At 54.7% G+C, this 16,288-nt stretch carries 8 protein-coding genes; 1 reads left to right on the forward strand and 7 read right to left on the reverse strand.

What is annotated here, in order from left to right; all coding sequences use genetic code 11:
- The 7 genes from AACR93_RS05625 to AACR93_RS05655 form a co-directional block, all read right to left on the reverse strand.
- Positions 1-1,903, reverse strand: a 1,903-nt coding sequence (locus tag AACR93_RS05625; RefSeq protein ID WP_231556865.1) for a retention module-containing protein, incomplete at its 3' end; no start/stop codon positions are given.
- Between the two features lie 269 nt (positions 1,904-2,172).
- Positions 2,173-4,098, reverse strand: coding sequence for an EAL domain-containing protein (locus AACR93_RS05630; protein ID WP_043849422.1), 1,926 nt, complete (start codon positions 4,096-4,098; stop codon positions 2,173-2,175).
- A 3-nt stretch (positions 4,099-4,101) separates the two neighbouring features.
- Positions 4,102-4,788: a transglutaminase-like cysteine peptidase gene (locus AACR93_RS05635; RefSeq protein WP_165791334.1), complete on the reverse strand. Its 687-nt coding sequence runs from the start codon at positions 4,786-4,788 to the stop codon at positions 4,102-4,104.
- 197 nt (positions 4,789-4,985) lie between these two features.
- Entirely contained in the window at positions 4,986-6,314 is a 1,329-nt protein-coding gene (locus tag AACR93_RS05640) for a TolC family outer membrane protein (RefSeq protein ID WP_043849423.1), read from the reverse strand.
- A gap of 37 nt (positions 6,315-6,351) precedes the next feature.
- Positions 6,352-7,785, reverse strand: a complete 1,434-nt coding sequence (locus AACR93_RS05645) for an HlyD family type I secretion periplasmic adaptor subunit (RefSeq protein WP_043849424.1) — start codon at positions 7,783-7,785, stop codon at positions 6,352-6,354.
- Positions 7,778-9,922: a type I secretion system permease/ATPase gene (locus tag AACR93_RS05650; protein ID WP_042033157.1), complete on the reverse strand. Its 2,145-nt coding sequence runs from the start codon at positions 9,920-9,922 to the stop codon at positions 7,778-7,780. The genes AACR93_RS05645 and AACR93_RS05650 overlap by 8 nt, the downstream gene beginning before the upstream one ends.
- Before the next feature lie 358 nt (positions 9,923-10,280).
- Positions 10,281-11,210: a TIGR01212 family radical SAM protein gene (locus AACR93_RS05655; RefSeq protein ID WP_041208468.1), complete on the reverse strand. Its 930-nt coding sequence runs from the start codon at positions 11,208-11,210 to the stop codon at positions 10,281-10,283.
- Positions 11,211-11,822: 612 nt separating this feature from the next.
- On the opposite strand from AACR93_RS05655, the gene gltB reads away from it, so the two are divergent.
- Complete coding sequence (gene gltB / locus AACR93_RS05660; protein ID WP_043849425.1) at positions 11,823-16,280, forward strand: glutamate synthase large subunit; 4,458 nt, start codon at positions 11,823-11,825, stop codon at positions 16,278-16,280.
- The last annotated feature ends 8 nt before the right edge of the window (positions 16,281-16,288 follow it).

Consider the following 16,288-nt stretch of genomic DNA (forward strand, 5'->3'; position numbering starts at 1 on the left):
CGGCACGCGGGCCGTCATCATCGAAGCTGAATACCGAACGCTCGCCATCTACCAAGCTGATGGTGGCGCTGTCTGTGACGCTATCTCCATCGCCATCCAGCCGGGTTACGCTGTATTGCAAACCCAGAGTGTTCTGGCCGCTCAACAACAGTGACAGCGACTCATCAAACAGGCCGGTGTTACCATGAGACAGTGCCTCAAACTGGGTGGTCTGCAGCTGAGCAACGCCATCCACAGTCACTATCTTGATGCTGAACACCACATCACCGTCACCGTCCACCCCTTGCAACTCGGTCGCGCTCACGGCATTGAGAGTAATCGCACCGCCATCGGTCGCCGACAGGTTGGTCTCGACACCCTCGCTGCCCACGCCCACAAAACTGAAGCTACCTGTCGTACTGCCTGCGCCATCAGCACCATAGCTGCCACTGCTGGTAAAGAGCGACAACAGACCGCCAGCGATCGCAGTGGTGGCCTGTGCCAGTGCCCCGCTCACATCGTCACTGACGTAACCATCATCCACATCGCTACTGTTGTAGGTGTCTCCCTTGCCAACAGTCTCGTCCAGGTTCACCGACAGGCTGCCAAAATCAGCCTCTTCCGCCACGCCCACACTCTGGCTTGGAACATCATCCAGCACTGTAATATCCAGAGTGGCGCTGGTCGTATCTCCATCATCGTCCGTCAGAGTCACTACGAGGTTTTCACCCAACTGAGTGTCGTTGGCCGGTTCTTGATGAGCTTCGTTATCAAGAAGGGTATAGCTGTAAGTTACTGTGCCATTACCCGTAACCGGATCGTAGGTGATGGCCGTAATTTGCAATGTGTTACCCAAAGGGGTATCAACCGACTGCGGCAAGGTCACGACTGCACCATTACTGATCAGCTGAAGTCCCCCCACACTCAGTAGCTGAACCCCATCAGGAGCATTGAAGGTAAATGTGCCGCTTTGAGTCAATTTAGCGGCATCTGGTGCAGAGCCATCTGCCAGATTGGCATCACTCACCTGCACTTCCCCACCTTCAACTGCCAACCCTTGCAGATTTACCCCTTCATCGACCGGAGTAATAGTAATAACAAGAGTTGACGATACGGTGTCCTGTCCATCGGTTACTTGATAAGTGACAGCAGGTACTGCCCCGTCATAGTTGGTTGCCGGTGTAAATGTGTAACTACCATCTGCATTGATGATCAGGGTTCCAACACCGGTAATTGTTGCAGCAACACCAGCCGGAACTCCGATATTGATCCCCCAGTCATAAGAGACGATCGTGGCGGTAGCCGGCCCGTCAGGGTTGGTACTGTTATCCAGAAGATTGCCGCTGATAGGCGAATCCTCCTGGGTAGTCACTGTTTCATCCAGATCTGCCAGTACATTTACCAACAGCGGGTCTGCAGCCTGAGCTTGATCGAGCACAGGTGTCGTATCGTAGGTTGTATCAAAACCGGCAGCAGCTATTGTGGCGTCTCCGACACGGTCGATAGTGACAAAGCCACCATTACCACTCGTTCCAGCGACCCCACCAATCCCACCACCGCCACCACCGGCTGCAGGAGCACCACCTGCGGCTGACGCTTCAAAGTTTTGAGTCGGGTCAACACCCTGCAAGATTGATTTTTGCAAAGCCGCTATATCGGAAGGCGCTCCATCACCATTGGCATTTGTACCACCCTGCGGCTGATCGGGTTGAGCCTCATCGGCACCGGTTGGCTGGTTCTTTGCAGGGGAATCATCGTAGGGCGAAAGGGCCAACTTGGCATCATCGGCGATGACCAATTTGGCACCGGGTTGTAAAATTTCGCCTTTTTGCAAAGGGCGCTGTGTTCCATCAGCCAGCACTATCTCTACGTTGCCTTCAACACCCGATACAACGACGGTTTTATCGATGACTTGAGTACGCATATCCATTGCTCCAAGGTGGCGGATCTCGCTGGATACACCTTAGAAGCACTTGCCAACTCTAACCGTTGCAAAAAATAAACATATTGGCGGGACAGGGATGTTCAAGAATGAACCAAATCGAACGAAGCTGTTTTTTCCTTTAATATCAAAATACTAGAAAAAGACCTTATTGAGGCCTTATTCACTTTTTCATTCACTAATGACAAATTGATTTTATGAACAATATAAAAAGCGGCCCTGAAGGCCGCTTTGATTCAGAAAACATCGTTTCAGGATAGGGGGAATGCCGGGTGGACAAATCCCTGGTATCCATCGATATGCAATTTGGAGAGTAGCTCCACTTGCTGCTGGTCTTCCACCCGAGTGGCAATGGTCAGAACACCGGCATTGTGGGCTGCACGACAAACAGCGGCAAGGAAGGAGGTATCTGCCCCCGGCTCCATCACCTGGCTGGTATAGCCATGATCCACCTTCACATAAGCAGGGGCCAACTCTTCCAGATAACCGAGAGACTGGAAGTGGCGACCATAGTGATCAACACCCCATTCGAAACCAAGCTGACGCAATACCTGAACCAGTGCCGTCACTTGCTCCCGATGTTTCACAATCGCCGCCTCTGGAATTTCAAACAGCAGACGCCCCTGCAGATTTACATGCTCCGAGAGAAATTCTGGCAACCACACCAAGAAATCATCAGAGCAAAGTGAACCAGCGGTAATATTGATGGCCAGCGTCAACTCGGTATCTTGTTGCAACAAGCCGGTACTCGACTCCAAGATAGCCTGGTCAAATTCACTCCCCAGTTTGAACTGTTCAATAGCAGGCAAGAATTGTCCTGCAAAGTAATCCGTTCCATCTCGCGAAATAGAGGCAAACAACTCGGCATGCATGCGCGAACCATTATCAAAGCGGCAGGCGGGTTGTGCCTTGAAGCGCCATAGATGACGGTTAATCGCATCTTGTACCAGATCGCGCCATGCCAGACGCCCCATCATGCCCTGGCTATCCCCGCCTTCAATTACAACAGCCCCACGACGCTCATTACGGGCTTTACCAAGTGCATTATCTGCCTTGGTCAACAGAGCTGAGAGATCATCGTTACCATCACGGCCCGCAATACCGATAACAGAGAGCGGGTTGCCCTCCTCCATCGGATTAACTACCAGGTCAGCAATACGGGAGTTAATAATCTCTGCCAGCTCTTTGAGCTGCTCAAAATCATCTGTCGGGCATAACAGTGCATACTCGGTTGCCGAAATGCGTGCAACAGCGGCGCCATCCCATCCCTTAAGCTGTTCCCGCAACACTTGGGCGATGGATTTGACCATATTGTCACGAGCGGCGAAACCTTCATCACGGTAGATATCTTCCAGCATATCCACCGCAACCAGCATAACCCCGCCTTGACCAGCTTCAGCAATCCAGGCATTTACTTGGCCAACAAAATAGGCTCGATTACCCAAACCGGACACCGCATCGACATAGACGCGCTCACGCAGTTTTTCTGCCTCTTCAGCCTGCTCTTTGAACTGCACAGCCAGCTTGCCGGAGAGAATATTGATGGCTTGAACAACTTGCTTCAGCTCATGAGTCCGAGGTTCGGGGATGGTATGACCAAAATGGTGCAACTCAATCTCGACGGCCTGGTCACAAATCTGTTTGAGCGGCTTTAACAGGAAATTCAGCGCTCGCATCAACAAAATAGTGGTAATGAGAAAGCCAATCACGAACCAGGTTGCCAATTCGCTCATGCCCACCCACAGCTCGTGATAAGCCTGGCCCGGATGACCGACCACCTTCAATTTGCCTAGCTGGAGCCAACCAGATGTCAGAATCGACTCGTTGGAGACTTCAGGAAACAATCCCAATTTAATAAACCAGTCAGGTACACCCTGAATACGGCTGCTGTTCTCCTCTTCAATCACATCTTTCGAGGCAAGCAGGTCAAGCCGCACAATACGATAATAACCACCGTCAAATATCGCCTTGATCACCGACTCGGCACCGACTTTGTCTCCGTTTTCCAGATAGGGAGTCAGTGCCAGCCCCAGTGACGTCGCGGTGTTAATCACCGTTGTTTCCTGCTGCTGTGCAAGATAGGAGCGTGTCGAATTGAATTGCACCCAATAGGTGGCTGCAAACAACAATCCAAACAACAGCAACATGGTGGCCAATAACTGTCTGTAGAGCGTCATAGGTTAATCATCCAAATTCACCACAGGCCGAGCCAATCGCCCTGATGTCATGCGATTGCGTAAATCATTCCATAACCCCAAGCGGGATGAATCACCAGCCAGTTCCCCTTGGCCTCGCGCTTTCATCAACCACAAGTGACTACCGTTAAAACTGAAAACAGGCACAAGGTCATGCCGCTGGGTAGCAGGACGAATTGAGCCTATTAAATTGTCCAATATAACCGGAACTGACGATGGTGTTTCATAATAGGCTACGACCATATGAAACTGGTTATAGTCGAGGGCCTTGACGTATACCATGCGCATTTTCTCATCCGGAATACCGAGTTCAAGCAAGGTGGAATACTTGGCAATACTGAAATCTTCGCAATCACCACCGGAAGCCCCCAGAAACTCCAATGGAGTCGCCCAATAATCTTTTTTACGCCACAACTTTATATCGTCAATAAAACGCATCTGATTAAAGAACTGATTCACCTTTTCCAGCTTCTGGCGTTCACTTAATCCAGCATCCTTGTTTTGCTGCACCAGTGTGCGCCAAGTGGTGACTCTCTTCCCGGCCCGAATGCCGTAGGTCTGCTCAGCGCGTTTGATCAACTGCATATCTTCCTGAGTCAACGGTTGGCTGGCGGAGAGCAATAAAGAGAGAGGGAGTAGGAATAGCCACAGAGAAGCACGCACCATTCGCATCAAGCTGCGACTAGCGCCAAACCGGGCATGAGAAATACCAACAGATGACAACCAGAAAGTCACATCATTTTCCTGCCGCATTGTTGGTGAAACACTCCTGCACAAATCACCCGGTTTGAGCCAGACAGGATGGCATTATCGGTATCGCCATCCTGCCTGCAGTTACCCTAACCAAGAAAGGGCAACTGAATACCAACTTACTGCTTGGCCTGCCACTCGGTAGGCTGTTTGAAGTTGAACGCATTAAGCAGGCTACCCGTCGCATTCAAAATGCGATAGTCGGCCAGCAATGAGTCGTACTCTGCTGTGATATAGCTGCGGCGCGCTTCAAACAGTTCGTTCTCGGTGTTCAATACGTCCAGCAAGGTTCGCTGTCCCAAACCAAATTGCTTCTTGTATGCCTGAACAGTGTCGTAGCTTGCATCTACGTGCTCTTTCAAGAAGGTTTTCTGTTTGGCCAGTGACTCTTTGGCGTTCCACGCAAGACGAGTTCCCTCTTCAACTTGACGGAAAGCATTCATATGAATGTCTTTTGCCTGAGAGTACAGCGCGGATGTAGCATTGCTTTGTGCCACATCGGAGCCCCCACGGAACAGGTTGTAACGCATCCGCACCATAGCTGTCAGATCGTCGTTACGGCCTTTCACCCCGTTAATATCTTCGTTCCAGTTCTGATCTACCTCAAAAGTCACATCAGGATAGAAACCGGACTTGGCACCTTCATGCTGGTACTTGGCGGCTTCAATATCTTGCAAAGAGGAGAGCAGAGTAGGGTGAACCTCGGTAGCTGTCTTCAAAGCACTCTCGAGTGACGGCGGAAGCAACTCTGTATTCGGTGTCGGTTGAACCAGATCTTTTGGCACCTCATTGACGACACGGATAAATTCACTTTCCGCATCACGATAGTTGTTTTCTGCCGCAGCCTGGTTGGAATAGGCCCGAGCCACACGTCCATCGATCTGGGTCTGGTCAGCAGTAGAACCAAGGCCAGAGTCAGTACGCTTGCGAATATCGCTTCGGATCTGCTCGTGGGTCTCGAGGTTTTGCTTGGAGAGTTCCAGGATCTCCTGCTGGCGCAGCATATTGAGATAAACCTCAGCCACCCGTAGTGCTGTATTCTCTGCCTCCGAGATCATGGCAAGGCGCTGTGCATTGGCCTCTGCCTCGGTTCTGGAGACATTGCTACTGACATTGAAACCATCAAACAACATCTGACGCAGACTGATCCCAGCCTCTTTACGAGTCATGGAGTCATCAATCGTTGTCGAGTTGGAACCAGCTCCACGAGTTGTCGGGCTATCAACCTTTTCGTAGCCAACACCACCGCGTAAATCGATGGTGGGATAGTAACCCCCTTTGGCGCCATCATGCTGATAAAGACGAGCCTGATAAAGATCAAACGCCTCTTTGATCTTGGGATGAGTCGCAAGTGCCTGCCCCACCGACTCTTCCAGAGTCTGGGCCTGCACCAATGCTGGCAACATAGTTACGCCACTGACCAGCATGGCAACAATCGTTTTTTTCATGTTATCTCCAGTCATGTCTTGTTTTTAGATTGTTGGCTTATCGTTCTCTCAGTGCCGACTGTTTTGCCCGTAATATCGGCTTAAGCAAATAGTCTAGGACACTTTTTTTACCAGTAATTATATCTGCACTGGCTAACATACCGGGGATGATGGGAAGTGCGTTAAGCTCATCGCCCAAGTAACTTTTCTCGGTACGCACCCGAACCAGATAGAAGGAGTTACCCTCTTCATCCTGGATCGAGTCCGCACTTATCTGTTCAACCTTACCATGCAAGCCTCCATAGATGGTGAAGTCGTAGGCGGTGATCTTGACTACAGCATCAAGCCCTGGCCGCAAGAACGCTATATCTTTCGGAGATACTTTGGCTTCCACCAGCAGGGTATCTTCCAGCGGAACGATCTCCATCAAATCCATACCGGGCTGGACAACACCACCCAGAGTATTGACCTTGAGTTTTTTGATCGTCCCTTTAAGCGGAGCAATCACGCTGGTGCGATCAACCCGATCTCGCAATCCGACCTGCCCTTCCGACAACTGCCCCAGTCTGCCTTGTTTTTCATTCAACTCGGTCTGCGAATCAGCCCTGAACTTAAGTGCAATGTCGTTGCGCTTGGAGATGGTCTCACGCAATACCGCATTCAACTTGGGGATCAGCAGATGGTTGCTCTCAAGCTCCCCCTGCATTTCGTTGACCTGCCGCTCCAGCTTGATCAGCTCCACTTGCGGCACAATCCCCTCTTTTGCTAACGGACGACTGATGTTGAGCTCTTGCTTGGCCAGCTCCACACTCCGGTTGACGGTGCGGATCTTGGCGTTGAGCTCAATCAACTCCTGCTCATTCTGCTCAATCTGCTGGCCTAGAATATAGAGCTGGTTCTTCAGGTTATTGAGACGATCCTTCTGGACTGAACGTTCACGGTTGGCATATTCGGCAAAGACAGTTTCATAGCCATCCGGAAACTCAATGGGCGCTTCGCCCACCACAACCTGTTCACGCCATCCCAGATTCGGCTCGTTTTTCACCTCGACGCTAGCCATTTCTGCATGTAGCCGCGCAATGTCCCCTTTAAGAGTCACCAGCTCCTGCTCACGCTCGCGAAAATCGGAACGAAAACGGGTGTCATCAATACGTAGCAGTGGTTGGCCTTTTTCGACGATGTCGCCTTCTTTGACGAAGATCTCTTTGACGATCCCCCCTTCCAGGTTCTGGATCACCTGCAACTGGCGAGAAGGGATGACTTTGCCCTGCCCAACAGTCACTTCATCCAGCTGCGCCCAGGCGGCCCACACAATCGCGCTCATAAAGAAGAAGAAGCAGCACCAAAGCAGAATGCGCGCCCGGGTCGGTGTCGTCAGCAAAACGGCTGCGGCACCATCATCGACAAAGGCAAGATGCTCGGGGGCTGGCAACACGTCATCGGAAGAGCGCTTTTTTAATCCCTTGAACCAGCCTAACAACCGCTTAGCCATGGGATACCTCCTGCAGCCGTACCTTGCCCTCTTTGAGCTGTTGCAACACCGCCTCTTTCGGGCCATCAGCCACGATTTGCCCCTGCTCGATCACTATCACTCGGGATGCGACATCCAGCATGGAGGTTTTGTGGGTGATGAGAATCAAGGTCGTTTCCGGGCCCAGTCTGGCCAACTCCTGTTTCACCAGCATTTCAGACTGGTTGTCCATATTGGAGGTCGGTTCATCCATCACCAGAATGGGCGGGTCATTAAGCAGAGCTCGGGCCAACAGGATGGCCTGACGCTGGCCACCCGAAAGTTGGCGCCCACCTTCACCGATCTGCCGATCCAGACCGTTGGGATCCCGGTTGGTAAAGTTGGTCACACCGGCCCGTTTGGCTGCGCGCAATACCCGCACATCGTCCACCAGCGGATTACCCAGCATGATGTTGTCACGCACCGAGCCAAAAAAGAGCACGACATCCTGCGGCACACAGCCAATGTTGCGGCGGATAACCGAGGGGGGCAGCTGATCGAGTTCAAAACCATCGATTCTGACCGAGCCATCAGTCGGACGATAGAGGCCCATCAAGAGCTTCTCGAGGGTAGTTTTACCCGCACCGATCCGGCCGATAATTGCCACCTTCTCACCCGGCTGGATGCGCAAATTGATATTGTGCAGGGTGCTGGTCTCCATTCCTGGATATTTGAAGGAAACATTCTCGAACTCAATCCGGCCGGAGATAACCGGATGATGGATATATTGTTTCCCCTCCTCCTGCTCACCCGGCGTTACCATGATCTTTTCCAGAATATCCAGCGCAGACTTGGCCTGGTTATAGCGGGTCGAGAGCACAGATAGCTGCACCATTGGCGCGATAGCCCGGCTGGATAGCATCACGGCCGCGATCATCCCCCCCATGGTCACATTGCCCTCGGAGATCTGGTAAACCCCGACAATCACCAACCCGACCGTCACCACCTGCTGGATGTAGCTCGCCAGTGACGACATGGAGTTGGTGATGCGGCGGGTCTGTACGCCCCAGGTAGAGATATGGGATACCGCCTGCTCCCAGCGATGCTGGAACATGCTTTCGGCACCAAAAATCTTCACAGTCTCAAGGCCCGAAATACTTTCGATCAGGTTGGCGTTTTTCTGGGAAGCCAGCCGAGATCCCTCTTCAATCGACTTCTTGAGCGGCTCCTGAATATAGAAGCTGTAAGCGATCAAAATCAGCATGGCAACAATGGGCACCACCACCATGGCACCGGCAAAGATCCAGATAATAAAGAGGAAGAAGATGGCGAAGGGGAGATCAATCAGCGTAGATACCGTTGCTGAGGTAAAAAATTCCCGTACCGACTCAAACTCCTGCAAATGTTTGGCAAAAGCACCGGTTGAGGCAGGACGAGACTCCATCCGCATGCCCATCACCTTGGCAAAAATCTTCGCAGAGAGCAGTACATCCGACTTTTTGCCGGCAATATCGATGAAGTAACTGCGCAGCTGCCGCATCACATAGTCGAAGGTAAAAACAACCATGGCACCCACAGCCAGCACCCAGAGTGAGTCAAACGCCAGATTGGGCACAATCTTGTCATAGACGTTCATGGTAAATAGCGGGCTGGCTATTGCGAACAGGTTGATCAGAATGGACGCGATCAATACATCACGATAAATTCCGCGGGATTCAAACAATGTACTCCAGAACCAGTGACCGTCACGGGTTTCCAGCACCTTGGGCGAGCGTTCATCAAACTTGAACTGTTTCTTCACATAGAAGAGGCGCCCGATATATTCGTCCCCCAGCTGGGCGACCGCAACCCACTGGGTTGCATCCCCGGCCTGCGGAAAAATCACTTTTCCCTGGCTTCGATCTTCATTCCATTCCAGCAAAATGCAGGCGCCGCCATTGCGCATCTGCAGCACGCAGGGCAGCAGCAGTGGGGAGATCTCATCAAGCGGCTGAATGACTTCACGGGCAGAAAGTCCTCCACGCTCGGCAGCACGACCAAAAAGCGACGTGGTCAGACGCCCCGATACCAAGGGTAAACCGGTCGTCAGGGCATCCTGACTGTTGGGCACGCCGTAAAAGCGGGTCAGAAAGACCAGACACTCCAATAACTCATCAATACGACTTGTTTCTGCTTGCATAGCATCCTGTCACTGCATGAATGAGGTCGAGATAACCCCGCTGCCACCAGAACCTGTTCTTGCCAATCCAGATCAAGAACAACTGCCGCCACTGGCAATACCGCGGAGGGGAACGGCGCATCCGGGGTCGTTAACCCGGTTCGTTCTAAACAGCGGCATGGCTCATTATCGATAAAAGAGCGAGTGAAATACTCTGCTGACGTTTAGCTCATCATTAAATGTGGCTGAACGTAATTGATAGCGATATCTATTATGGTGCATCACTATATCAATCCGTACGCACCAAGACTATAGCTAAATCTATGAAGCTTTTTATATAAGCCTATGTTTTATGGGAAAATAGTAACTCTCCGCTCAACTACAGCTCAGAAAGCATAAAGGGTCTTCCCAGTGCGTACCCTTGTGGCCCCTGACTTGCGAGGGCCTTGGCGATCTCGCTCATGGCCGTCCAGCGATTTTCACACCAGACCGGAGCCAGCAGAGTCGGACGACGAGCTGAGGCCGAAATGCGGTGATATACCACCTCGGGTGGCGTGTGCTGGATCATGGCGACAGCGGCTTCCACATACTGCTCCAGCGTCAATACCTCAAGGCGCCCCGCCTGCCACGCCTTGCCAAGGGTACTGCCCTCGACCACATGAAGCGGATGGAGCTTGATCCCCTCCACGCCGGTTTCCACGATGCGATGCAGGGTATCGAGGCTATCCATCGGCACTTCGCCCGGCAGACCGACGATCAGATGGGCACACACCTTGATACCGCGCTGATGGGCCCGCGTCACCGCATCCACATAAGCGGCATAACCGTGACCCCGGTTGATCCGTTGCAAAGTCTTGTCGTTGGCGCTTTGCAGCCCGAGCTCCAGCCACACCTCGTAACCCCGGGCCTGATAGCCCGCCAGCAGATCCAATACAGCATCCGGTACACAATCAGGACGAGTGCCGACACAAAGTCCCACCATATCGCTCACCGACAGCGCCTCTTCATACATCCGCTGCAGATACTCAACCTCAGCATAGGTGCTGGTATAGGCCTGAAAGTAGGCAAGATAACGCTTGGCACGGGTCACCTCGTCCCGACGGGCCAGCAGTTGCTGCACCACCGAAAGCTGCTGGGCCGATTCGTCGGCGAAGGAAGAGACATTGCAGAAGGTGCAGCCGCCGCGCCCCAGGGTACCGTCCCGGTTTGGGCAGGTGAAGGCGCCGTGAATGGAGAGCTTGTGGATCTTCTGGCCATGACGCTGCTTGAGATCCTGACCGAATGTATTGACGAGTTCGTGTAACTGCATGACACCTCCGCTAAAGGAGCGTCATTGTACGAGCTTGCGCAAATACGGCGCTGAGCTGGATCAAGGGAAGAAAGGGTCAGAAATCATATAAATATTCACAATTTTACGGATAAATATATGAAACCGGCCGATTATTGATGCTTTTGAGACCTTGCCTGCCACAGGGCAGAGCCAGCAACCATATCCGCAATGGGATATAAACTATTGTTGAACAATGAAAAAATTTAAGAGTACGGCTTGCGGGCAAATGCAAGAGACAGGATTGTGAAATGTGATCACCTTCGTCCTTGGCATCCATGATTTGGTAAAATTACTACAGTTCTCGATACCCATGGAGTAAACCACCAAAACGAGCATATGCAGACTATTAATCCAAAAAAGATATTTTAATCAGAATAAAAACAAAGCAAGGCGTAATTCATCGCCGCAAATCCATATTTTGTTATGTGAATGTAACATTGCAAAGAGCCCGGAAGTCCAATTGACCTTGCTGAAAAATCCCATTAGTTTGGAGATTCGCCACGTCAGGCAGACGGAACCACAAGAGCCAGTCGCAATTTATGCAGTCAGACGATGACTGTGCGATGCAAGGCCGAGCAAGGGAGATATGCAATGTCACTATATGATCCAAAGCTGGAGAGGGATAACTGTGGCTTCGGCCTGTTGGCCCACATGGAAGGGGAAGCCAGCCACAAGCTTGTCCGTCTCGCGATGTCAGCATTGGCTCGCATGCAGCACCGCGGCGGGATCTCCGCCGATGGCAAGACCGGCGACGGCTGCGGTCTGTTGCTGCAAAAACCGGACAGCTTCTTCAGAGCTGTCGCCGAGGAGAAGGGATGGCACCTGGGCCGCAACTATGCGGTCGGTATGCTGTTTCTCAACCCTGACCCCGTATTGGCCCAGGCAACTCGCGACATCATCGACGAGGAGCTGGAAAAAGAGACCCTGAGTCTGGTCGGCTGGCGCAAGGTGCCTGTCGATACCAACGTACTCGGTACTATCGCCAAAGCCTCCCTGCCCAGTATTGAACAGGTCTTTGTCAACGCCCCGCCCGGCTGGGTCGACAAGGATCTCGAGCGCCGCCTCTATATCGTGCGTCGCCGCATCGAAAAGCGCGTCAACGACGACTACTTCTATGTGGTCAGCCTCTCCAACCTGGTCACCGTCTATAAAGGGCTGTGCATGCCGGTGGACTTGCCGCGCTTCTATCTGGATCTCGCCGACATCCGTATGCAGGCAGCCATCTGCGTCTTCCACCAGCGCTTCTCCACCAACACCAGCCCGCGCTGGCCGCTGGCCCAGCCGTTCCGCTATCTGGCCCACAACGGCGAGATCAACACCATCGCCGGCAACCGCCAGTGGGCCAAAGCGCGCAGCTACAAGTTTGCCACCCCGCTCATTCCCGATCTGCAGGAAGCGGCCCCCTTCGTCAACACCACGGGGTCGGACTCCTCCAGCCTCGACAACATGCTGGATCTCTTCCTCGCCGGTGGCATGGACCTGTTCCGCGCCATGCGTCTGTTGATCCCGCCTGCATGGCAAAAACATCCGAACATGGATGACGACCTGCGCGCCTTCTACGACTTCAACTCCATGCACATGGAGCCGTGGGATGGCCCGGCCGGTATCGTCATGACCGATGGCCGCTACGCTACCTGCGCCCTTGACAGAAACGGCCTGCGTCCGGCCCGCTACGTCATCACCAAGGACAAGTTCATAACCTTGGCCTCCGAAGTTGGCACCTGGGACTACACCCCGGACGAAGTGCTGGAGAAGGGCCGGGTCGGCCCGGGCGAGCTGTTCGTGGTCGACACCAGCAACGGCAAGGTGTGGACCAGCTTCGAGATCGATGACGATCTCAAGAGCCGCCACACCTACAAACAGTGGATGGACAAACATTGCCGCCGGCTGGTCCCCTTCGAGCAGATGGACGACAGCCAGACCGGTAGCCGCGAGTTCTCCGATGAGCAGCTGAAAACCTATCAGAAGCTGTTTGGCTACTCCTTCGAGGAGCTGGACCAGATCATCCGGGTTCTCGGTGAAAACGGTCAGGAAGCGGTGGGCTCCATGGGGGATGACACCCCGATGGCGGTACTCTCTTCCAGCGCTCGCACCCTTTATGACTACTTCCGCCAGATGTTTGCGCAGGTGACCAACCCGCCCATCGATCCGCTGCGGGAAAACCACGTCATGTCGCTCGCCACCTGTATCGGTCGCGAGCAGAACGTCTTCAACGAGACCTTCGGCCACGCCCACCGGGTGCTGTTCCAGTCACCGATCCTGCTCTACTCCGACTTCCACCAACTGCTGGCACTGGAGGGGGAGTACTACCGGCACAAGGTGATCAGCCTCAACTTCAAGCCCGAAGAGGGGCTGGAGGCCGCCATCCTGCGCATCTGCGAGGAGGCCAAGGCTGCCGCCAGGAGCGGTACCGTGCTGCTGGTGTTGTCGGATCGCGACATCAGCATCGATACCCTGCCCATCCCGGCCGCCATGGCGGTGGGTGCGGTGCAGCGTACTCTGGTGGACAACAACCTGCGCTGTGACGCCAACATTCTGGTGGAGACCGCGAGCGTGCGCGATCCGCACCACTTCTCGGTGCTGCTCGGCTTTGGCGCAACAGCCATCTACCCCTATCTGGCCTACGAAACCCTCGCCAAACAGGTTGAAGAGGGTGTGCTCGCCATGCCCCTGCGCCAGGCGATGGTCAACTACCGCAACGGCATCAACAAGGGGCTCTACAAGGTGATGTCCAAGATGGGCATCAGCACGGTCGCCAGCTACCGCTGCTCCCAGCTGTTTGAAGCGGTGGGTCTGGCCAAAGCCGTGGTCGAGACCTGTTTCCGTGGCGTATCGAGCCGTATTCAGGGCGCCGACTTTGCCGACATCCAGCAGGATCAGCTCAAGCTGGCCCGTCAGGCCTGGCTGGCCCGCAAGCCTCTTGCCCACGGCGGCCTGCTCAAGTTCGTTCACGGCGGTGAGTACCACACCTACAACCCGGATGTGGTGCAGACCCTGCAAACCGCGGTGCGCTCCGGCAACTATGCCGATTACAAGGAGTACGCCCGTCTGGTCAACGAACGCCCTGTCTCCACCTTGCGTGACCTGTTGGCCCTGAAGAAGGTCGACAATCCGGTCGCACTGGATCAGGTTGAGCCGGCCGACAAGCTGTTCCCCCGCTTCGACTCCGCCGCCATGTCCATCGGCGCCCTCGGCCCTGAGGCCCACGAGGCACTGGCTGTTGCCATGAACCGCCTCGGCGGTCAGAGCAACTCCGGCGAAGGTGGCGAAGATCCCAAGCGCTTCGGTACCGAGAAGAACTCCCGCATCAAGCAGGTGGCTTCCGGCCGCTTTGGCGTCACCCCCCACTACCTGATGAACGCCGATGTAGTGCAGATCAAGGTGGCTCAGGGGGCCAAGCCCGGCGAAGGGGGCCAGCTGCCCGGTGACAAGGTGACTGCCCAGATCGCCCAGCTGCGCTATTCCGTGCCCGGCGTGACCCTGATCTCACCGCCGCCGCACCACGACATCTACTCCATCGAGGATCTGGCCCAGCTCATCTTCGACATCAAGCAGATCAACCCAAGCTGTCTGGTGTCGGTGAAACTGGTCTCCGAACCCGGCGTTGGCACCATCGCCTGCGGCGTGGCCAAGGCCTATGCCGACTTCATCACCATCTCCGGTTATGACGGCGGCACTGGCGCGAGCCCCCTCACCTCGGTCAAATATGCCGGCTCCCCGTGGGAGCTGGGTCTGGCTGAAACCCAGCAGGCGCTGGTCGCCAACGGCCTGCGCCACAAGGTGCGGCTGCAGGTGGATGGCGGCCTCAAGACCGGTCTCGACATCATCAAGGCGGCCATCCTCGGCGCCGAGAGCTTCGGTTTTGGCACCGGCCCCATGGTGGCGCTCGGTTGCAAATACCTGCGGATCTGCCACCTGAACAACTGCGCCACCGGCGTTGCCACTCAGGATGAGAAGCTGCGTCGCGAGCACTTCACCGGCCTGCCGGAGATGGTGATGAACTACTTCAAGTTCATCGCCGAGGAGACCCGCGAGCTGATGGCCCAGCTCGGTGTCACCCAGCTGACCGACCTGATTGGCCGCACCGATCTGCTGGAAGCCCTGCCCGGCCTCACCGCCCGTCAGGCCAAGCTGGATCTCTCCGGCATTCTGGCCCGTCCGGTTGCTCCGGCAGGCTCCAGCCTGTTCAGCCAGCAACACAACCCCACCTTCGACAAGGGGCCGCTCAACCTCAAGATGGTGGAAGATCTGCTGGAAGCGGTGGAAACCTCAAGCGGTGGCGAGTTCCGCTACGACATTCGCAACACCGACCGCTCGGTGGGTGCGCGCCTCTCCGGCGAAATCGTCAAGCGGCACGGCAACCAAGGTATGGCGGCGGATCCGGTCAAGGTGCACTTCAACGGCACCGCTGGCCAGAGCTTCGGCGTCTGGAATGCAGGTGGCCTTGAGATGATCCTCACCGGTGATGCCAACGACTACGTGGGCAAGGGGATGACCGGCGGCAAGCTGGTGATCAAGCCCCATGTCGGCGTGGCGTTCAAATCCCATGAAGCCGCCATCATCGGCAACACCTGCCTCTACGGCGCCACCGGCGGCAAGCTCTACGCCGCGGGCACTGCCGGCGAGCGTTTCGCAGTGCGCAACTCCGGCGCCCTGGCGGTGGTCGAGGGGATTGGCGACAACGGTTGTGAATACATGACCGGCGGCATCGTCACCGTGCTCGGTCAGACCGGCGTCAACTTCGCGGCGGGCATGACCGGCGGCTTTGCCTACGTGCTCGACGAGTGCGGTAACTTCACCAAGCGCACCAACCCCGAGCTGGTGGAACTGCTGGACGTGGCAGATCTCGCCATCCATCAGGAGCACCTGCGCGGCATCATCACGGCGCACCTCAATGAGACCGGCAGCTCGCGCGCCGAGGAGATCCTGGCCAACTTCGACTCTTATGTGCCCAAGTTCAGGCTGATCAAACCCAAGTCCAGCGACGTGAAATCGCTGCTGGGTCACACCAGCCGTTCCAGTGCAGAACTCAGAATCCAGGCGCAATAAGGAGGGAA

It is taken from the genome of Aeromonas sp. L_1B5_3, assembly GCF_963866575.1.
GTDB classification, from domain to species: domain Bacteria; phylum Pseudomonadota; class Gammaproteobacteria; order Enterobacterales; family Aeromonadaceae; genus Aeromonas; species Aeromonas jandaei.